General features: G+C 59.2%; 18 protein-coding genes. 15 read left to right on the top strand and 3 right to left on the bottom strand.

Annotation, left to right across the window (positions count from 1 at the left end):
- Positions 1 to 287 precede the first annotated feature (287 nt).
- From B3520_RS02165 to uxuA, 3 genes are all read right to left on the bottom strand, one after another.
- Positions 288 to 2,999, bottom strand: a complete 2,712-nt coding sequence (locus B3520_RS02165; protein ID WP_286875262.1) for a [protein-PII] uridylyltransferase — start codon at positions 2,997 to 2,999, stop codon at positions 288 to 290.
- Between the two features lie 2 nt (positions 3,000 to 3,001).
- Positions 3,002 to 3,772, bottom strand: a complete 771-nt coding sequence (gene map / locus B3520_RS02170) for a type I methionyl aminopeptidase (RefSeq protein ID WP_286875265.1) — start codon at positions 3,770 to 3,772, stop codon at positions 3,002 to 3,004.
- Positions 3,773 to 3,850: 78 nt separating this feature from the next.
- Positions 3,851 to 5,038 carry a mannonate dehydratase gene (gene uxuA, locus B3520_RS02175; RefSeq protein WP_286875267.1) on the bottom strand — a complete coding sequence of 396 codons (1,188 nt, stop codon included), beginning with the start codon at positions 5,036 to 5,038 and terminating at the stop codon, positions 3,851 to 3,853.
- A gap of 343 nt (positions 5,039 to 5,381) precedes the next feature.
- Here uxuA and rpsB point away from each other — a divergent pair, with 343 nt between their 5' ends.
- The 15 genes from rpsB (at position 5,382) to rnhB (ending at position 20,321) form a co-directional block, all read left to right on the top strand.
- Positions 5,382 to 6,125 (top strand): 30S ribosomal protein S2, encoded by a 744-nt coding sequence (rpsB, locus tag B3520_RS02180; protein ID WP_024460598.1) that lies wholly within the window; start codon positions 5,382 to 5,384, stop codon positions 6,123 to 6,125.
- A 99-nt stretch (positions 6,126 to 6,224) separates the two neighbouring features.
- Entirely contained in the window at positions 6,225 to 7,100 is an 876-nt protein-coding gene (tsf, locus tag B3520_RS02185) for a translation elongation factor Ts (RefSeq protein ID WP_286875269.1), read from the top strand.
- Positions 7,101 to 7,187: 87 nt separating this feature from the next.
- Complete coding sequence (gene pyrH, locus B3520_RS02190; protein ID WP_024460596.1) at positions 7,188 to 7,931, top strand: UMP kinase; 744 nt, start codon at positions 7,188 to 7,190, stop codon at positions 7,929 to 7,931.
- Positions 7,921 to 8,478 carry a ribosome recycling factor gene (gene frr, locus B3520_RS02195; RefSeq protein WP_286875271.1) on the top strand — a complete coding sequence of 186 codons (558 nt, stop codon included), beginning with the start codon at positions 7,921 to 7,923 and terminating at the stop codon, positions 8,476 to 8,478. The genes pyrH and frr overlap by 11 nt, the downstream gene beginning before the upstream one ends.
- 100 nt (positions 8,479 to 8,578) lie before the next feature.
- Positions 8,579 to 9,292 carry a polyprenyl diphosphate synthase gene (uppS, locus tag B3520_RS02200; protein ID WP_414673871.1) on the top strand — a complete coding sequence of 238 codons (714 nt, stop codon included), beginning with the start codon at positions 8,579 to 8,581 and terminating at the stop codon, positions 9,290 to 9,292.
- Complete coding sequence (locus tag B3520_RS02205; RefSeq protein WP_024460593.1) at positions 9,285 to 10,151, top strand: phosphatidate cytidylyltransferase; 867 nt, start codon at positions 9,285 to 9,287, stop codon at positions 10,149 to 10,151. Before uppS ends, B3520_RS02205 begins: the two co-directional genes overlap by 8 nt.
- A gap of 7 nt (positions 10,152 to 10,158) precedes the next feature.
- Positions 10,159 to 11,346 (top strand): 1-deoxy-D-xylulose-5-phosphate reductoisomerase, encoded by a 1,188-nt coding sequence (ispC, locus tag B3520_RS02210; protein ID WP_286875276.1) that lies wholly within the window; start codon positions 10,159 to 10,161, stop codon positions 11,344 to 11,346.
- Between the two features lie 10 nt (positions 11,347 to 11,356).
- Entirely contained in the window at positions 11,357 to 12,709 is a 1,353-nt protein-coding gene (gene rseP, locus B3520_RS02215; protein ID WP_286875278.1) for a sigma E protease regulator RseP, read from the top strand.
- 107 nt (positions 12,710 to 12,816) lie between these two features.
- Positions 12,817 to 15,477, top strand: coding sequence for an outer membrane protein assembly factor BamA (gene bamA / locus B3520_RS02220; protein ID WP_414673870.1), 2,661 nt, complete (start codon positions 12,817 to 12,819; stop codon positions 15,475 to 15,477).
- A gap of 126 nt (positions 15,478 to 15,603) precedes the next feature.
- Positions 15,604 to 16,119: an OmpH family outer membrane protein gene (locus tag B3520_RS02225; protein ID WP_286875281.1), complete on the top strand. Its 516-nt coding sequence runs from the start codon at positions 15,604 to 15,606 to the stop codon at positions 16,117 to 16,119.
- 14 nt (positions 16,120 to 16,133) lie between these two features.
- Positions 16,134 to 17,144, top strand: coding sequence for a UDP-3-O-(3-hydroxymyristoyl)glucosamine N-acyltransferase (lpxD, locus tag B3520_RS02230; RefSeq protein WP_286875284.1), 1,011 nt, complete (start codon positions 16,134 to 16,136; stop codon positions 17,142 to 17,144).
- Positions 17,145 to 17,233: 89 nt separating this feature from the next.
- Positions 17,234 to 17,671, top strand: coding sequence for a 3-hydroxyacyl-ACP dehydratase FabZ (gene fabZ, locus B3520_RS02235; protein ID WP_024460588.1), 438 nt, complete (start codon positions 17,234 to 17,236; stop codon positions 17,669 to 17,671).
- Positions 17,672 to 17,730: 59 nt separating this feature from the next.
- Positions 17,731 to 18,513 carry an acyl-ACP--UDP-N-acetylglucosamine O-acyltransferase gene (gene lpxA, locus B3520_RS02240; RefSeq protein WP_286875287.1) on the top strand — a complete coding sequence of 261 codons (783 nt, stop codon included), beginning with the start codon at positions 17,731 to 17,733 and terminating at the stop codon, positions 18,511 to 18,513.
- A 9-nt stretch (positions 18,514 to 18,522) separates the two neighbouring features.
- Positions 18,523 to 19,707 carry a lipid-A-disaccharide synthase gene (lpxB, locus tag B3520_RS02245; protein ID WP_286875289.1) on the top strand — a complete coding sequence of 395 codons (1,185 nt, stop codon included), beginning with the start codon at positions 18,523 to 18,525 and terminating at the stop codon, positions 19,705 to 19,707.
- Entirely contained in the window at positions 19,704 to 20,321 is a 618-nt protein-coding gene (rnhB, locus tag B3520_RS02250) for a ribonuclease HII (protein ID WP_286875291.1), read from the top strand. Before lpxB ends, rnhB begins: the two co-directional genes overlap by 4 nt.
- Positions 20,322 to 20,329 lie beyond the last annotated feature (8 nt).

The raw sequence follows: 20,329 nt of genomic DNA on the forward strand, positions 1-20,329 counted from the left end.
CGCCGTAAACCCATCCCTGGGGGCTTCTCGTCGGCTCCCTGCCTCCGAGAGTCTCCAAACGGTAAACCCCGCAAACGCCTCTGTGCCAGCATCATGTTGTTGGAGTCTTATCTATCTCCACCTCATTATCCGTTGGCACTGGCGGAGGGAGGGTAGGCCTCTTTGAGACCGTTACCCGCCTGGACGGCGGGTAATGAGCCCCCATGGATGGGTTTACGGCGTGTCTCAAAGAGGCCTACCCTCCCGCAGCACTACAATGCGAAGCGCCGGAGTAAAACGGACGAATCTTAGAAATTTACCACCGACGCTGAGGTTTTGGTGGCGCGCTTGTCCAGTTGTTCGCAGATTTCCCGCTGTAATGCCTCGCATAGCGCCGGGTCGCTCAAGGGCTCGCCCTCGTTATCGGTGATGAAAAACACATCCTCCACCCGCTCGCCCAAAGTGGCGATTTTGGCATTCTGCAACAGAATATCAAACTGCAGAAAAACCCGGCCAATACACGCCAGCAAACCCGGGCGGTCCGGACTGATCACCTCCAGTACCGTATAGCCACTGATCATGTCGTTGCTCAAGCTCGTGCGGGTGGGCATCGTAAAGTGCTTCAGGCGGCGGGGCGTGCGGCGGCTGATGACCTCGGAATAATCATCCACCAGTCGCAACTCATCCAGCAGTGCATCCTGAATGCGCTTGAGTACTTTCGGATCATCGCCCAGCGGCTCGCCGTCCTGGTTCAGAACAAAAAAGGTGTCCACGGTGTAGCCGCTGTTCGAGTTGTAAATGCGGGCATCCTGAATGTTCAGGTTCAACTGATCCAGGGCTGTGGCCACGGCGGCGAAGACGTTTTTGCGGCCCTTGCTGCGCACGAAAATCTGGGTCGCGCCCTCGAGTTCCCGGTTGGTGGTCTTCTTGATCAGGATGAGCGGTGTGTCGTCGGTGTGCTGGATCATCGCCTCGCTGTGCCAGGCAATATCCAGTGCCGTCTCGCGCATGAAATACTCTTCACCCATGTCGCTCCACAGCTGCCAGGCGGTGTCCGCGGAAATACCCTTGCGCTCGAGTTTGCGCAGGGCGGACTGCTGGGTTTCTTCGATCAGCTCGTGCTTATCAATATTGTTTTCCAGGCCCCGGCGCAACGCCCGCTTGGTTTCCATATAGAGCTGGCGCATCAGGCTGGCCCGCCAGGTGTTCCAGAGCTCTTTGTTGGTGCCATTGATGTCGGCAACCGTCAGGGTATACAGGTAGTCCAGCCGCTGCTGGTCGCCTACCCGTAGGGCAAAGTCGTGGATCACATCGGGGTCGGAGATGTCCTGCTTCTGGGCCACAGCGGACATGAGCAGGTGTTGTTCCACCAACCAGCAGATCAACCGGGTCTCCCGGGGCGACAGCCCATGGCGCTGGCAGAAGTCCTCGGCGTCCACGGCGCCAAGGGTGGAGTGATCCCCGCCGCGTCCCTTGGCAATGTCGTGGTACAGGCCAGCGATGTAGAGCAGCTCCGGCTTGGGGAGTCGTTTGATCACATGGGCGGCGATAGGAAACTCTTCTTTGGCATCCGGCGCCCAGAAGTCGCACATGTTCTGCATGACCTTCAGGGTGTGCGCATCCACGGTATAGATGTGGAACAGGTCGTGTTGCATCTGCCCGGTGACCTGGCCGAACTCCGGCAGGTACAGGCCGAGAATGCCGTAGCGGGACATCCGTTTGAGCTGTTCTACCAGGCCCTTCGGGTGGTGGAACAGCTCCAGAAACAGTTGGGTGTTGGTTGGGTTGCGGCGGTAGTCGTCGTCGATCAGGTGGCGGCTTTCCCGGATCAGGCGGATGGTGGATGCCCTTACCCCCTGGATTTCCGGGTGTTTGGCCATCAGCACGAAAATTTCCAGAAGCGCTGAGGGCGTTTCCTCAAAGACATAGATGTGCGCGGCCTCGATATAGTGATCGCGTAGCTGAAAGCGTTCATTCAACGCGGTCACATTTTTATTGACGCCTTTCTGCAGGATGACTTCGTGCAGAAATTGCAGCAGCACGTCGTTCAGTTCGCGCAGGGACATCACCAGGCGGTAGTAGCGGTGCATGAACTGCTCCACCGCCAGACTTTCGCTGTTGTCCTTGTAACCGAACATGGCCGCCAGTTCACGCTGATGATCAAACAGCAGGCGCTCCTCGGCGCGGCCCGCGATCAGGTGCAGGCCATAGCGGACCCGCCACAGGAACTCTTCACCGCTCTGGAGCAGGGAGAATTCTTCCTCGGTGAAAAAACCCTTGCCCTCGAGCTGTTTGAGCGTCCGGACCTGGAAGAAGCGCTTGGCCACCCAGCCGATCATCTGGATGTCGCGCAGGCCGCCCGGGGCATTCTTGATGTTGGGCTCGAGGTTGTATTCGGTATCGTTGTACTTCTGATGGCGCTGAATCTGCTCCTGCCATTTGGCCCGGAAAAAATCGTCCGCGGGCCAGAGCTGGTCGGGGGCGGTTTCCTGCATCAGTTGAATACGCAGCGAACTGTCGCCCACCAGTGTGCGGGATTCCATCAGGTTGGTGGCAACGGTAATGTCGTTGCGGGCATAGCCGACGCACTCTTCCAGGGAGCGGACGCTGTGACCGATCTCCAGGCCGATGTCCCAGAGAAAGGTGAGCAACTGCTCGATCTGCTCCTGGCAGCGGTCCCGAATATTGTCGTTGCCGGTCAGGACCAGCAGGTCGATGTCGGAGTGCGGGTGCAGCTCACAGCGGCCGTAGCCCCCAACGGCCTCCAGACTGATGCCCAGGGGCCAGCGATTGCGATGCCAGGCGTAGTGGAGCATGCAGTCGACAAACAGGGCGCGCTCGTGAACCAGTGCGCGAATATCCTCGCCCTCGCGAAAGCGCGCATCAAACTGCCGATTGGCGGCGGTGATCGCGTCCTTGAAAACGGTGATGACGGGCTGCTCTGCCAGAGCGCGGCGAAAGCGCGCCTGATCGAAAAAGAACAGTGGACGTTCGAAGTAGGGCAGCGCGGCAGTATCCATGATCAGAAGTCTTCTTCGCGACGGGCCGTCAGTACTTCAACGCCGTCTTTGGTCACCGCCAGGGTGTGCTCCCACTGGGCGGAAAGCCGGCCGTCCTTGGTTTCCACGGTCCAGCCGTCGCCTTTGGTTTTGGTGTGGCGCTTGCCGGCGTTGATCATGGGCTCAATGGTGAAGGTCATACCTTCCTTGAGCTCCAGTCCCGTGTCAGGGCGGCCGTAGTGCAGGACCTGGGGGTCTTCATGGAAGACCGCGCCAATGCCGTGGCCACAGTACTCCCGCACCACAGAGTAGTGGTTGCTTTCGGCGTGCTGTTGGATGGCATGGCCAATGTCGCCCAGCTTGACGCCGGGTTTGACCATCTCAATACCTTTATACAGGCATTCCTGAGTCACCTGAACCAGGCGCTCGGCGTGGGGCAGGCGCTTGCCGACGAAATACATTTTGCTGGTGTCGCCGTGGTAGCCGTCATAAATCACGGTCACGTCAATATTGACGATATCCCCGTTTTTGAGCACTTTCTTCTCCGACGGGATGCCGTGACAGACCACCTGATTAATGGAGGTGCAGATGGATTTCGGGAAGCCCCGGTAGTTGAGGCATGCCGGAATGGCGTTCTGCTCGTTGACGATGTGGTCGTGGCAGATTCGGTCCAGCTCGGCCGTGGTCACACCGGGCTGGACGTGGGGTTCGATCAGTTCCAGCACCTCGGCGGCCATGCGGCCGGCGACGCGCATTTTCTCGATTTCTTCCGGGGTTTTGATGCTGACAGACATGTCTACTCGCTAGATTGAAGGGAAAACCACCATTCTAAACGATCTGGGCAGTGTCTGACAGTCTGGGAGAGACCGCCCTCAGGCGGCCGCATCCACGTATTCCAGCGCGTGAATGACCCCGCGCAGCTCGGCCAGTCCCTTCATGCGGCCGCCGTAAGAGTATCCGGGGTTGATGCCGGGGCGGCCGATCTCCTCGGCCATCAGGTGGCCGTGGTCTGGACGCATGGCGATTTCCGGCAGTTGGCTGTGGTTCTTGCGTCGGCGCCGTTCTTCTTCCAGCAGGGCCCGGATCAGCCCGACCATATCGTTATCGCCGCCGAGGTGGTCCGACTCGTAAAAGGAGCCATCGGCCTCGCGCCGGATATTGCGTAGGTGCACAAAATAGATGCGGGAACCGAACTCCCGGGCCATGGCGACCAGGTCATTGTCGGCCCGGGCACCGTAGGAGCCGGCACACAGGGTGAGGCCGTTGGCCTCGCTGGGCACGGCGTCAAGCAGGGCGCGGGCATCGGCGGCGGTCGACACCACACGCGGCAGCCCGAAGAGCGAGAAGGGTGGGTCATCCGGGTGGATCGCCAAGCGTAAGCCCACGGCCTCGGCGGTCGGGGTGACGTCTTTGAGAAACTGGATCAGGTTGGCGCGCATGCCATCCTCCCCCAGGGCAATAAACTGCTCGATCGCCACCCGGATGCCCTCGCGATCATAGGAGCCCTCTCCGCCGGGCAGTCCGGCAATGATGTTCTTCTCCAGCTGGACTTTCTCGGCGTCCGACATGGCGCGGAAGCGCTGTTCGGCCCGCTCCAGGATGTCGTCCTTGTAGCTGACCTCTGCGTTTCGCCGCTGGAGGATGTGCAGGTCATAGGCGGCAAAATCGGCCATTTCAAAGCGCAGTGCGCGGCTGCCATTGGCCAGCTCGTAGTCCAGATTGGTGCGGGTCCAATCGACCACGGGCATAAAGTTGTAGCAGACGTCGTGAATCCCGGCCGCGGCGAGGTTGGTAAGCGTTTCCCGGTAATTGTCGATGTGTCGCTCAAAGTCGCCGCTGCGGGTCTTGATGTCATTGTGCAGCGGCACGCTTTCGACCACGGACCATTCCAGGCCCCGCGCCTCAATCAGTGCCTTGCGCTCGAGGATCGCCTTCAACGGCCAGACTTCCCCGGTGGGAATGTCGTGCAGTGCAGTCACCACGCCTGTGGCGCCGGCCTGGGCAATCTGCTCAAGGGATACGGTGTCATTGGGGCCAAACCAGCGCCAGGTTTCTTTCATTCGGTTGCTCTCTCAACGTTCAGTGTTCGTGTATAGCCTGCCGATCGAGGGGGATCGGCCATTTAGTGTCATGGTGACTATTAGACATCAGCGGCCGCTCCGGCGCAACGGCCTGGGCGGGGGAGAGATGTCGTTCGGGTTCCACTGGCCGACAAATTATGGTATAAAGCGCGGCTCCGCGGCCAGTGCGATGCACGACCGAGGAGTGCCGACCCGGTCAAACGGGCGGTAAATAAACCATGAACGTCACACATACACCGTCACGTTCAGCCTGGGTGCTCACTGGTTATCAGTGGGTTGGCTGGCGGGGTGTATGGAGGCCCAACCCGATAGGAATGACAAAATGCCTACAGTAAGCATGCGCGATATGCTGCAGGCTGGTGCCCACTTCGGCCACCAGACCCGCTATTGGAACCCCAAGATGAACCGTTTCATCTTCGGTGCCCGCAACAAGATTCACATCATCAATCTGGAAAAGACCGTACCGGCCTTCGCTGAAGCGATGGACGTGGTCAAGAAGATGGCCGCCCAGAAGAAAAAGGTACTGTTCGTCGGTACCAAGCGCGCCGCCCAGAAGACCATCAAAGAGCAGGCCGAGCGTGCCGGTATGCCCTTCGTCAGCCACCGCTGGCTCGGTGGTATGCTGACCAACTACAAGACCATCCGCGCCTCTATCCGTCGCTACCGCGACCTGGAAGCCCAGAGCCAGGATGGTACCTTTGACAAGCTGACCAAGAAAGAAGCGCTGATGCGCACCCGCGAGATGGACAAGCTGGAAAACTCCATCGGTGGTATCAAAGACATGAACGGCCTGCCCGATGCCCTGTTCATTGTTGACGTTGACCACGAGCGCATTGCCGTTCAGGAAGCCAAGAAGCTGGGTTTGCCGATCATCGGTATCGTAGACACCAACAGCAACCCGGACGACATCGACTACGTCATCCCGGGCAACGATGACGCCATCCGCGCCATCAAGCTGTACGTTTCCGCCATGGCGGATGCCTGCCTGGAAGGGGCGAAAGAAGCTTCTGCCGTGCCCAACAAAGACGAATACGTGCCCGCCGAAGGCGAAGCCGCGTCCGAGTAATCCGGCTCCTGGCCGATCGGCACAAGACAAGGGGGCAGGCCAGACGGCGGCCCCCTTTTTTCGAATACTGAGTTAGACCCATTTCAAGAGGATAGCGACATGGCAGCGATTTCTGCGTCAATGGTTAAGGAGCTGCGCGAGCGTACCGGGCTCGGCATGATGGAGTGTAAAAAGGCCCTGAACGAAGCCGATGGCGACGTTGAAGTGGCGATTGAGAACCTGCGTAAGGCCAGTGGCCTGAAGGCCGCCAAGAAGGCCGGTCGTACCGCCGCTGACGGTGTGGTTTCCGTCAAGGTGGCCGATGACAACAGCTACGCCGTGGTTCTGGAAGTGAACAGCGAAACCGACTTTGTCGCCCGCGATGAAGGCTTCCTGGCGTTCGTCAGCAAGGTGCTGGACAAGGCCTTTGCCGACAAGCAGAGCGACGTGGCGGCCCTGATGAGCGGCGATCTGGAAGGCGATCGCGAAGCGCTGGTACAGAAAATCGGTGAAAACATCACCGTACGTCGCGCCGCCGTGGTAGAAGGTGGTGTGGTTGACGGTTACGTTCACTCCAACAACCGCATTGCGGTGGTTACCCAACTGCAGGGCGGTGGCGATGCCGAGCTGGCGCGCGATGTGGCCATGCACGTGGCCGCAGTAAACCCCCAGGTCATCAACCCGGACGATATGCCCGCCGAGCTGGTGGAAAAAGAGAAGGAAATCATCAAGGCTCAGCCGGATATGGAAGGCAAGCCGGCTGAAATCGTCGAGAAGATGATGATGGGACGTATCAACAAGTTCCTGAAGGAAGGCAGCCTGGTTGAGCAGCCGTTCGTCAAGAACCCGGAAATCAAAGTGGGCAAGCTGGCGGCTGACGCGGGTGCGACCATCCAGAGCTTTGTGCGCTTTGAAGTGGGCGAAGGTATCGAGAAAGAGACCGTCGATTTCGCCGAAGAAGTGGCCGCTCAGGTCAAGGCCTCTTCCAAAGGTTAATCGCCGCTGCTCTCTCGTCAGGTGGGCCCGATCGGGTCCACCTGGCGAATTTCTTAACCTGAATGAGCACCTTGCGGAGAACCTGGTATGCCAAGCGCGCGCGACAAGAAGTACAAACGAATTCTGTTGAAGCTCAGCGGCGAAGAGCTGATGGGCTCCGAAGGCTTTGGGATTGATCCCAAGGTACTGGATAAAATGGCCCTGGAAATTGGCCAGTTGGTTGGCATCGGTGTCCAGGTGGGCCTGGTCATTGGCGGTGGCAACCTGTTTCGCGGGGCAGCGCTCAGCAGTGCCGGCCTGAATCGCGTCACCGGCGACCATATGGGCATGCTGGCAACGGTCATGAATGCTCTGGCCATGCGGGATGCACTTGAGCGCTCGAATATTTCCTCCCGGGTGATGTCCGCCATCCCCATGAGTGGCATTGTCGAACACTACGACAGTCGCCAGGCCAACCGCGCCCTGACCTCGGGCGAGGTGGTGATTTTCTCGGCCGGCACCGGCAACCCGTTCTTTACCACCGATTCGGCGGCCTGCTTGCGCGCCATCGAAGTCGAGGCCGACATTGTTCTGAAAGCCACCAAGGTGGACGGTGTTTACACGGCCGATCCGATGCAGGATCCTGCCGCAACCAAATACGATCGCCTGACCTACGACGAAGTGCTGGAGCGTAAGCTGGGTGTCATGGATTTGACCGCGATTTGCTTGTGCCGGGAGCACGATATGCCGGTACGGGTATTCCGCATGAATAAAACCGGGGCGCTGCTCAACATTGTGGTCGGTAGCAATGAGGGCACCCTGATCGAAGAGGGCAAAAACAATGCTGAATGAATTTAAAAAAGATGCCGAAGCCCGTATGGCCAAATCGGTCGACGCGTTGGGCAATAACTTCAACAAAATCCGTACTGGCCGTGCCCATCCGAGCATCCTGGACGGTATTCATGTGTCCTACTACGGCGCGGAAACGCCCCTGGCGCAGTTGGCCAACGTCAACGTGGAAGATGCCCGCACTCTGAGCATCACCCCCTGGGAAAAGCAGTTGGTGCCGGAGATCGAAAAAGCGATCATGAAGTCGGATCTCGGTCTGAACCCGTCCACCAACGGTGGCGTGATTCGCATCCCGATGCCGCCGCTGACCGAAGAGACGCGTAAAAATTACATCAAGCAGGCGCGCCACGAAGCCGAGAATGCCCGGGTAGCCGTGCGCGGCGTGCGTCGTGACATTCTGTCCGATGTGAAAGCGCTGCTCAAAGACAAGGAAATCAGCGAAGACGACGAGCGTCGTGCTCAGGACGAGATTCAAAAAATAACCGATAAATACATTGCTCAGATTGACAAGGCTCTCAGTGCCAAGGAAGCGGATCTGATGGAAATCTGAGCCGTGGGGCGGTCCTCCCGACCGCCCCATTTGGCCCGCGCGGCAACTGATCCAGGAGTTTTTTGTGACCAGCAATTCCCTGCGCCATATCGCTATTATCATGGACGGCAACAACCGCTGGGCCAAGCAGCGAGGACTGTCCGGTGTGGCCGGTCATAAGGTCGGTGCCGAGCGTATCCGGGACATCATGACCGCCTGCCAGGACCTGGGCATTGAAGTGCTTACCCTGTTCGCGTTCAGCAGTGAAAACTGGAAGCGTCCCAAGAAAGAAGTGGAAGCCTTGATGTCGCTGTTTCAATGGTATTTGAAGCAGGAGGCCAAAGAGCTCCGCAAGAAAAATGTCCGGCTCCGTGTGGTAGGCAACCGCGAGCGTTTCAGTCCCTCTCTGCAAAAGTCCATAGCCGATGCGGAGGCCATGACCCGCGAGGGTGATACGACGCTGGTGATCGCGGCGGACTACGGCGGTCGATGGGATATTGCCAACGCCGCCCGACAGATGGCGGAACAGGTCGCTGCCGGTACTCTGGACCCGGCCGATATCGATGAGCACACCTTGCACCGCCATACCAGCCTGAGCGATCTGCCCGACCCGGATCTGTTGATTCGCACGGGGGGCGAGGTGCGTATCAGTAACTTCCTGCTCTGGCAGTCGGCCTACGCCGAACTGTATTTCAGTCAATTACTCTGGCCGGACTTTGGCGCCGATGAGCTCAAAGCCGCAGCCGATGATTTCTATCGACGCCAGCGTCGGTTCGGAAAGACCGCGGATCAACTGGATGCGCCGGGTCGCGCCGGGGAGGCGAGACATGCTTAAGCAACGAGTGATTACGGCGGTTCTGCTGGCCAGTGTTTTTGTCGCTGCGCTGGTGTTTTTGCCGGGGCCACTTTTCTCCGCCTTTGCCGCCACCATCACCCTGATCGGGGCCTGGGAGTGGGCCAATCTGTCCGGCCTGTCAAAGCGCTGGCAGCGCGGGGTCTATGTGCTGGCGGTCGGAGCCTTGCTGGGCCTGGGCGCGGCGTATCTGGGCGTTCATCATCTACCGGATCAGTCCCTTGATAGCCGCGAGTTGATGGAAAGCCAGAGTCTGGCGTTTCGCAATATTCTGATGGTGGGCTGTATCTGGTGGGCGCTGGCATTGCTGTGGGTACAGGGTTACCCCAGTAGTGCACTGCTCTGGCACAGTCGTTGGATGCGGGCCCTCATGGGGTTCTTCGTCCTGGTACCCGCCTGGGCGGGGCTTTCGTACCTGCGCGTTCAGGACAGCGGGCTGTGGTTGCTGGTGTTGTTGGTGGCGATTGTGGCCTGTGCGGATATCGGTGGCTACTTTGCCGGGCGTCGGTGGGGCAAACATAAGTTGGCGGTCAGCGTCAGTCCGGGCAAAACCTGGGAAGGGTTTGCTGGCGGCGTTGCGGCCAATATCCTGCTGGCTCTGCTGGTCGGGTACTTCTGGCAGGGCAGTGTCTTGTTCTGGCTGGCGATCATTCTGCCCACCAGCCTGGTGTCGGTGCTCGGGGATCTGCTCGAGAGCATGGTCAAGCGCCAGCGGGGTATCAAGGACAGCAGCGCGCTGCTGCCGGGCCATGGTGGCGTTCTGGATCGGGTCGACAGCCTGACGTCGGCCGCACCGGTATTTGCCCTGGCACTGTTGGCCGGCGGCTGGCCCCAGGGCTGAGGTCACTATGCAGTTTGTTACTATTTTGGGCGCATCCGGATCAATCGGCAGCAGCACCCTGGACGTATTGGCCCGGCACCCGGATCGCTACCGGGTATATGCGCTCACCGCGTTTTCCCAGTGGCGCAAGCTGGCGGACGCCTGCCTTACCCACCGGCCCCGCTATGCGGTTGTGGTCGAACCGGCCGAAGCCGAGGCTCTACAGGCGTGGCTGAAAGCCAAAGGCAGCGAGACCGAAGTCCTGTCGGGTACTCAGGCGCTGAGTGAGGTTGCGGCAGCGCCTGCCGTGGACACCGTCATGGCGGCCATCGTCGGGGCGGCCGGTCTGGTGCCGACACTGGCGGCGGTGGAGGCCGGTAAAAAGGTGTTGCTGGCCAACAAAGAGGCACTGGTTATGGCCGGTGCTCTCTTCACCCGGGCGGTCGAGCAGCATCGCGCAACACTGTTGCCCATTGATAGCGAGCACAACGCCATTTTCCAGTGTCTGCCCGCCCACCCTCAGGATTGCCTGAGCGAAGGCCTGGCGACCTGTGGTGTGCGGAAGATACTCTTGACGGCCTCCGGCGGTCCCTTTCGAGAATATTCCCGCCAGCAGCTTGAGGCCGTCACCCCCGAGCAGGCTTGTGCCCACCCGAACTGGAGCATGGGGCAGAAAATTTCCGTTGATTCCGCCACCTTGATGAACAAGGGGCTGGAGCTGATTGAGGCGTGCTGGCTGTTCCGTGCCCGGCCCGAGCAGATTGAGGTGGTTGTCCACCCGCAGAGCGTCATTCACTCCATGGTTGAGTACGTGGACGGTTCGGTGCTGGCCCAACTGGGGAATCCGGACATGCGCACACCCATTGAACACGCACTGGCTTGGCCCGAGCGCATCGCCTCGGGCGTTTCCGGCCTGGACATGATCAGCACCGCACGCCTGGACTTTGAAGCGCCGGATCTGGATCGTTTTCCGGCGCTGAGACTGGCGGTGGAGGCGGCGGGGCAGGGCGGTACGGCGCCCGCACTGCTCAATGCGGCCAATGAGGTGGCGGTAGCGGCATTTCTTCGGCGTCAGATCGGCTTTACCGATATCCCCAAGGTGATCGAATCCGTGCTCGAGCGGGTACCTGTGACTGAACCCGAGGACCTGCTGGTGGTCCAAACCGCGGATCAGGAGGCCAGACGCCTGGCGCAATCCCTGATCGAAGCACGCTGAGAGGTATTTCGTGGCTCTTATTCAGACAATAATCTGGTTTCTGGTCGCCCTGGTCATTCTGGTGGCTGTGCATGAGTTTGGGCATTTCTATGTGGCGCGCCGCTGTGGCGTCAAGGTCCTGCGGTTTTCCATTGGCTTCGGCCGGGTGCTCTGGCGCCGGACAGACCGCCAGGGCACGGAGTATGCGCTGGCCGCCATACCGCTGGGCGGCTACGTCAAAATGCTCGATGAACGGGAAGGTGAGGTGCCGGAAGAGGAGCTGCACCGCTCGTTCAATCGAAAAAACGTCTGGCAGCGCATCGCCATTGTTGCGGCGGGGCCGGTGGCCAACTTCATTCTGGCGATTCTGCTGTTCTGGCTGTTGATGATACCCGGCACCCGGGAGCCGATTCCGATCGTCGGTGAAGTGGAGCCAGGGTCGGTCGCCGCCCAGGCGGGCCTGGAGGCCGGTCAGGAGATTCTGGCCGTGGATGGCGAGCCCACCCCGACCTGGCAGGCGTTGCACCAGCAGTTGCTGCGCCGCCTGGGCGAAAGCGGCACCATTCAGTTTCTGGTGAAATACCCCGGCTCCGATCTGCAGTACATGTCCCAGGCACCGCTTGATGGCTGGCTGCGCGGCGCTGAAGAGCCGGACCCGGTGGCCGGACTGGGGCTGACCCTGGATCGGCCCGAGCCGCAGGCGATCCTCGGACAGATTGTGCCGGACAGCCCGGCTGAGCGAGCGGGGCTGATCTCCGGTGACCGCATTCTCAGTGTCGACGGCGAATCGGTGTCGGGCTGGTCCGAGTGGGTGGATTACGTTCGGGCCCGACCCGGGCAAGAAATTCAGATGACAGTGGAACGCGATGGCGGTCAGACGAGTCTATCGGTGACGCCGGAGACGATAGAGGAGAATGGCGAGCGCTTTGGTCGCGTCGGCGTGGGCATTCAGCCGCAGCCGTGGCCGGAAGAGCGAATCAGGACCTATCACTATGGGCCTGTGGAGTCCTTTGTGGCGGGCGTGGACCGCACCTGGGAGACCGCCGGCTTTGTGCTGCTCTCCGTGAAGAAACTGGTAGTGGGCGAAATTTCGACGAAAAACTTGAGTGGCCCCATCACCATTGCTAAGGTGGCCGGCGATTCCGCCGAGAGTGGCTGGAAAAGCTTTGTGGGCTTTGTGGCGCTGCTCAGTATCTTCCTCGGAGTGTTCAACCTGTTGCCGATTCCGGTGCTCGATGGTGGGCATCTGCTGTATTACGCCATTGAGGTGGTTAAAGGCAGCCCGGTATCTGATCGCGTTCAGCAGGTCGGGTATCAGATTGGCCTGGTGATGGTGGTCGGACTCATGGTGCTGGCGTTCTACAACGATATTATGCGCCTCTGACGATGCGTCTTTAGACATGGCCCCAAATGCAATTGGGGCATACAAGATACGTGGCGGTGCCAATGCTGCCGAATGCAATTGATCTCAACCGAAAAAAGAATTTTTCTATGATGCGAGTTTGGATGCGAGTGATGAGTCTGATGGCCGCCCTGTTGCTATCGGCAGTGGTGCAGGCCCAGAGTTTTCAGATCAGTGACATTCGGGTGGAAGGCTTGCAGCGGGTATCTGCCGGCACCGTGTTCAGTGCCCTGCCACTGCGAGTGGGTGATCAGGTAACTTCTGAAGATATCCGGATGGCCACGCGCTCGCTGTTCCAGGTGGGTTACTTTGCCGATGTGGCCATGGGCCGGGACGGCGATGTTTTGGTGGTAAAGCTCGAAGAGCGTCCAGCCATTAACGAAATCACCATTGAGGGAAACAAGGTCATCAAAACCGAAGACCTGATGGGCAGTCTTCGCGATAGCGATCTGTTTGAAGGCCAGATTTTTCAGCGCGCCACTCTGGAAGGGATCAGTCAGGCGCTGGAGCGAGAGTATATCGGCCAGGGTCGCTACGGTGCCTCGGTGGATATTGAGGTTGAGGATCTGCCTCGCAACCAGGTGAAGGTGACCGTCAACGTCAATGAGGGCAAGCCGGCGCGGATCAAGGGTATCAATATTGTTGGCAACGACGTTTACAGTGAAGAAGAATTGCTGGAAGGCTTTGAACTCAAATCTTCGGGCTGGCTTTCATGGATTACCGGGGATGATAAATACTCCCGGGAAAAGCTCACCGGCGATATTGAAACCCTGGAGTCCTTTTACCTGGACCGCGGCTACCTGAGTTTTCGTATTGATTCCACCCAGGTGGCGTTGAGCCCGGACAAATCCAAAATCTATATCACCCTGAATGTTTCCGAAGGCGAAATTTACAAAGTCAGTGAAGTGGAACTGGCCGGTGACCTGAAACTGCCGGAACCCCTGGTTCGGCGCGTGATCATGCTGCGTGAGGGTGACGATTTCTCCCAGATCCTGATGACCAACTCATCCGAGTACATTACCCAGCGCCTGGGCAATGAAGGCTACACCTTTGCGGAAGTGGAGGGGATTCCCGAGAAGAACGAAGAAGACAAGACCGTCAAGGTGACCTTCTTTGTGGATCCGGGTCAGCGGGCCTACGTGCGGCGTATCAATTTCAAGGGCAATACCAAGACGATCGATGAGGTGCTGCGTCGGGAGATGCGGCAGATGGAAGGCGGTGCCGCCTCCAACTCCCAGATCGAGCACTCGAAGATCCGCCTGGATCGCCTCGGCTTCTTCAAAGAGGTCAACGTCGAAACCAACGAGGTTCCGGGCACCAGCGATCAGGTCGACGTGGAGTACACCGTCGAAGAGCAGCCCTCCGGCAGTATGGGGTTGCAGATTGGTTATGCGGAATACAGTGGCTTGCTGCTGTCGGCCAATATCCAGCAGAACAACTGGTTTGGCACCGGTAAGCAGGTGGGATTCTCCCTGAGTAACAGCCGCTTCCGGACCGCCTATAATTTCAGCTACAACGACCCCTATTTCACCAAAGACGGGGTGAGTCGCGGCATCAACCTGTACTACACCAAAAGTGATTACGCCAACTTTGGTGTGGCCGGTTATAGCACCGACACCTATGGTGCGCGATTGAGTTTTGGCTATCCGATCTCGGAAATCGAGCGCATCGGATTCAGCTTTGAGGCGCGCGATCTAACGGTCAAACCGTCGGCATCGTCTCCGCGAGAAATCATCCGTACGCCCGTTATCGGCGAAGGGGCTCCCTACATCACTCAAACTGAACTCGAGCAGATGCGGGAAGATATCGCCATGGGACGCGACTTCCCCGATGGTTACAGTGATAACCGGGTGACTGAGTCTGTATTGGGCGAGCCGGGGTATCTGGATCTGTATGGCAATGAATTTCAGGATGGGCTGATCGGTTTCAATTACGTCAAGTCGACCCTGAACCGTGGGATGCTCGCGACTCGAGGCACTTCGCAGCGATTCTCCATTGAGGCGGCGGTTCCCGGTGGGGACCTCGAGTACTACAAGATCCAGTTCCAGGGCGAGACCTACAAACCCCTCACCCGTGCTCTGACCCTGAAACTGCGCACCAATCTGGGGTTTGTGGACAGCTATGGGGATACCGAGCTGCCGTTCTTTGAACACTTTTACGCCGGTGGCTTCGGCTCGGTGCGCGGGTTTGAGCGCAACAGCCTCGGTCCGCGGTCAACGCCGGCAGAGCGCTCCTATACCGTGCCCTTTGCCTGGGACGATGCCAATGGCGATGGCGTCATCTCTGACAGCGAAACCTCCTCTGGCTACCTGTTGTGTGAAGATCAGGAAGCCTTTGGTGAGAACTATGACCTGGACGCGCTCAAGTGTAATCCCGGCGAACTGGTCACCCAGTACGGCGTGCGGCAAAGCCAGTTGAGCAACCGCAACAGCCGCTACGATGCCTTTGGCGGTAACATTCAGGTTGAAGCCGGCGCGGAGATTCTGTTCCCGCTGCCGTTCATCAAAGACCAGCGTATGCTGCAGTCCAGCTTCTTTGTGGAGGCGGGCAACGTGTTCAGCACCACCTGCTCTGAGCGCCAGCGCAACTGTTACGAACCGGATATTGATCGGCTGAGTGCCTCCGCCGGTTTTGGTCTGACCTGGATTACCGGGTTTGGTCCGCTGACCTTCGCGGTGGCCCGCCCAATCAACGAAAACGAGGAAGACAAAGCGGAATTTTTCCAGTTTTCTTTGGGTGGATCCTTCTAACGCGGTATCATTGGCCCTTTTTCGGGCCTTGCCCGCAGGATATGACCCCTTCAGGGGACTCAATGGCCCTGATTGCAGGGCCTTTTCATTTCCTAACCTATTGATAATACAGAGGAAATTAACATCATGTTGGCTAATGCAAAGAAAATCGCCCTCGGGCTGGTATTGCTCCTGGGTTCCTCCGTCGCGCTGGCGCAAGGTAAAGTCGTGGTCCTGGACCTGCAGGCCGCCGTGCTTGGCACCGATAAAGCACAAGCGCGTCTGGAAAGCCTGGAAAAGGACGAGGATTACGTCGCTCTGCGCACCCGTTACCAGAGTCTGACCTCTGAGTTGCAGGCGTTTCAGGAGGATGCTCAGAAAAACGGCATGACCTGGTCCGATGAGCAGAAGCAGGCCAAGCAACAGGAAATGCGCGAGCTGCGTGAGCAGTATGAGCGTACCGTGCAGGGGCTCCAAGGCGAGCGCCAGCAGGTGATGCAGGTCATCATGCAGGAAATGGGCGAACAGACTCAGTCAGCCCTGGCGCAGTTGATCGAAGCGGAAAAAATCGGCCTGGTGCTGAACAGCCAGAGCGCGTTCCACGCCTCAGCAGAGTATGACATCACCGATGACCTGACTGACATGCTGAACAAGGCTAACTGATAGAGGGCCCGAGTGTGTCACCCACCTTGACTCTGGCAGAGCTGGCGGCGTGGCTGGATGCCGATTTTGAAGGCGATGGCGACTGCCCCCTGAGCGGGCTGGGAACGCTCCAGTCGGCGCTGCCGGGGCAGTTGAGTTTTATTGCCAACCCGGTTTATCGGAAGTATCTGGCGAGCACGCGCGCCTCGGCGGTGATCATGCGTCCGGATCTGGCCGCAGAGTACCCGGGTAACAAGCTTCTGACCGCCAACCCCTATGAGGCGTATGCCCGGCTGACAGAACGTTTCGATGACCGGCCGGCGGTACCCACTGGCTGTCATCCTACTGCCGTGATCGGCGATGGCTGCCAACTGGCGGAGGGAGTTAGCATCGGTCCCCAGGCGACGATTGGCCGCCAGGTAGTGCTGGCGGAAGGCGTCGAGATCGGGGCCGGAGCCAGCATTGGCGATGGCTGTCACATCGGCGCGGGAACGCGAATTGCCGCCCGCGCCGTTCTCTACCACGACATTCGCGTGGGGGAGCGCTGTGTGATCCACAGTGGGGCGGTCATTGGCGCAGACGGATTCGGATTTGCCCCCACCGCCGACGGCTGGTTGAAAATTCACCAGCTCGGCAGTGTTGTCATTGGTAATGATGTTGAAATAGGCGCCGGAACAACGGTGGATCGGGGCGCACTGGACGATACCCGAATCGCGGATGGCGTAAAAATCGACAATCAGGTGCAAATCGCGCACAACGTCTCGATCGGACGAAATACGGCCATTGCGGGACAAGCGGGTCTTGCCGGGAGCACGACGGTAGGGGAGAATTGCACGATTGCTGGCGGAGTGGGCATTGTGGGCCATCTGACGATTGCCGATGGGGTACACGTTACGGCCATGAGCCTGGTCACGCACTCCCTTCAAAAGCCTGGTTCCTATTCCTCCGGGACCCCACTGGCGCCCACCCGAGAGTGGCGTCGAAACGCTGTGCGATTTAAGCAATTGAACGAGTTGGCCACACGCCTGAAAAAGCTCGACGAATAGATGAACCTATCGCTGCCGGATGGCGGCGTCAGAGATAAACTGCCGGCCAACTCAGGCGGGCAATCATGAACACCCAGGGGTCGTTGACTATGATGGATGTACGAGAAATACGTGAATACCTGCCACACCGCTATCCGTTTCTTTTGGTGGATCGGGTTGTGGAATTAGTGGAAGGCGAGTCAATCGTCGCTTACAAAAACATTTCGGTCAACGAAGAGGTGTTCAACGGTCACTTCCCGCAAAGCCCGGTATTTCCCGGCGTCATGATTCTGGAAGCGCTGGCTCAGGCCTCGGGCATTCTGGGCTTTAAAACCATGAACAAGAAGCCGGAAGATGGCTCCATTTATCTGTTTGCCGGTGTGGATGATGTGCGTTTCAAGCGCCAGGTCATTCCCGGTGATCGTCTGACGTTAGAGTCCCGGGTGGTTTCCGTGAAGCGGGGCATCTGGAAGTTTGAGTGCAAGGCCACCGTCGATGGCGTTCTGGCGGCCTCCGCCAACATTCTGTGTGCGGACCGCAAGGTTTAATAGAAGCCCCGGGGTGTTCCGTGTGAGCCCCCCTCCACCCTCGAACTTCCCGGACAAGAGTGAGAACAGCGTTGATTCACCCCACTGCGATTATTCATTCTGATGCCCGCTTGGCGCCCGACGTGGAAGTCGGGCCCTGGACGATAATCGGTGCTGATGTCGAAATCGGCTCGGGTACGGTGATTGAGTCTCACGTCGTCATCAAGGGGCCGACCCGAATTGGCGCGCACAACCATATTTTTCAGTTCTCGACTATTGGCGAAGCAACGCCGGATCTCAAATACAAAGGCGAGCCCACTCGGCTGGTCATCGGTGATCACAACATCATCCGTGAAGGGGTGACCATTCACCGCGGAACCGTTCAGGACCGCAGCGAGACCACCATCGGTGATCACAATCTGTTGATGGCCTATGTGCATATCGGTCATGACAGTGTTGTGGGCAACCACTGCATTCTGGTCAACAATACGGCCCTGGCAGGTCATGTTCACATTGGTGACTGGGCGATTCTCAGTGGTTTTACCCTGGTGCACCAGTACTGCCACATTGGCGCCCACAGCTTTACCGGCATGGGAACCGCTCTGGGCAAGGATCTGCCGGCGTACGTCATGGCCAACGGCAATCCGGCGGAAGCGAAGAGTATCAACGCGGAAGGCCTTCGGCGCCGCGGTTTTGACAGGTCGGAAGTCGCCTCAATTCAAAAAGCCTTCAAGCTACTGTATCGCCGCGGCCTGACGCTGGGCGAAGCACTGGCCGAGCTGGAGCCTATGGTGGCCGATTGCAGGGCGCTCGAAGTGATGGTGGACTCTATCCGGAGCTCGTCACGCGGTATTGTTCGCTAGGAACTTTCTATGGAAGCGCAAGGGCACTCGACATCGACCTCATCTCGTGGCCGACTGCAGATTGGTATGGTCGTGGGTGAAGCGTCCGGTGATATTCTGGGCGCCGCTCTCATGCGCGCTCTGCGCCAGCATTATCCGGACTGCGAATTCTCGGGCATCGGCGGACCGCGTATGCTCGAGCAGGGCTTCCACTCGTTTTTCCCGATGGATCGACTGTCGGTCATGGGCCTGATCGACCCGCTCAAGCGCCTGCCGGAACTGCTCAAAATCCGCAAGTTTCTGAAAAATCATTTTACCGAGCAGCCGCCCGCGGTCTTCATTGGCGTCGACTCCCCGGATTTCACCCTCAATATCGAACGGCACCTGCGCTCGGCGGGCGTGCCCACGGTGCACTATGTCAGCCCCTCGGTCTGGGCCTGGCGCCAGGGGCGGATCAAAGGCATTGCCCGCAGTGTCGACCTGATGCTGACCCTGCTGCCCTTTGAGGCGGCCTTTTACGAGCAACATCAGGTTCCCGTGGCCTTTGTCGGCCACGACCTGGCCGATGAAATTCCGCTGGAGGTCGACGCCATGGGCGCCCGAGCGGCCCTGAGAATAGATCACAAAGGCCCCCTGGTGGCGCTGCTGCCGGGCAGCCGCAGTGGCGAGGTAGAGCAACTCGGCCCCCTGTTTCTGAAGGCGGCCCGGCTGTGCCGGGAGCACCGGCCCAACCTGCAGTTTGTGATTCCCGCCGCCAGCCCCGAACGCTACCGGCAGATTCATCATCAGTTGTCCGAGTTTGTGGATCTACCGGTGCACCTGGTGCAGGGGCAGTCCCAGCAGGCCATGGCGGCGGCCGACGTTGCACTGATTTCCTCCGGCACCACGGCGCTGGAGGCCATGCTGCTCAAAACGCCCATGGTGGTGGCCTACAAAATGGCCCGCTTGTCCTACGCGATCCTGTCCCGGATGCTGAAAACGAAGTACGTCTCGCTGCCCAACCTGTTGGCCGACCGCGCCCTGGTACCGGAGCTGCTTCAGGACGCGGCCACACCGGAAGCGCTGAGCGCGGCGGTGTTGGACTATATCGACCACCCGGAGCAGACTGAGGCACTGGTGGAGACCTTCACGGATATGCACCGGAACCTCGCCCGCAATGCCAGTGAAAAAGCCGCTGCAGCCATTGCGGATCTACTGGAGACCCGGGCCCGATGAGCGTGGTTTTGGAACCGTTCGAACCGGCGTACACTGGCCCATGGCTCGCTGGCGTGGATGAGGTGGGTCGAGGCCCCCTGGCGGGCGACGTCGTGGCCGCCGCGGTGATTCTGGATCCCAAGCAACCCATTGATGGCCTGAATGACTCAAAGAAACTCACCGAGAAGCGGCGCGAGCGGTTGTTCGATGAGATTCAACAGAAGGCCGCGGCCTGGTGTATCGCCCGGGCGTCGGTGGCGGAGATTGATCAGCTCAATATTCTGCAGGCGAGTCTGTTGGCGATGACCCGCGCGGTAGAGGGCTTGGTGCCGCCGCCGGAGCATGTGCTGGTGGACGGGAACCGTCTGCCCCAGTGGGCGTATTCGGCGGAAGCGGTGGTGAAGGGCGATAGCCGTCACCCGGCAATCAGTGCGGCGTCGATTCTGGCCAAGGTGGCGCGAGATCGCGAGATGGTGGCATTCGATCAGCAGTATCCGGGTTATGGGTTCGCGGAGCACAAAGGCTACCCGACCAAAACCCACATGGCGGCGCTGGACACCCTGGGTGTCACACCCATCCACCGCACATCCTACGCCCCAATCCGCGAACGCCTGGAGCAGATTGAACTCTTTTAATACCCGGC

Origin of the sequence: Marinimicrobium sp. UBA4509 (assembly GCF_002388575.1) — a bacterium.
Classification (GTDB): domain Bacteria; phylum Pseudomonadota; class Gammaproteobacteria; order Pseudomonadales; family Cellvibrionaceae; genus Marinimicrobium; species Marinimicrobium koreense.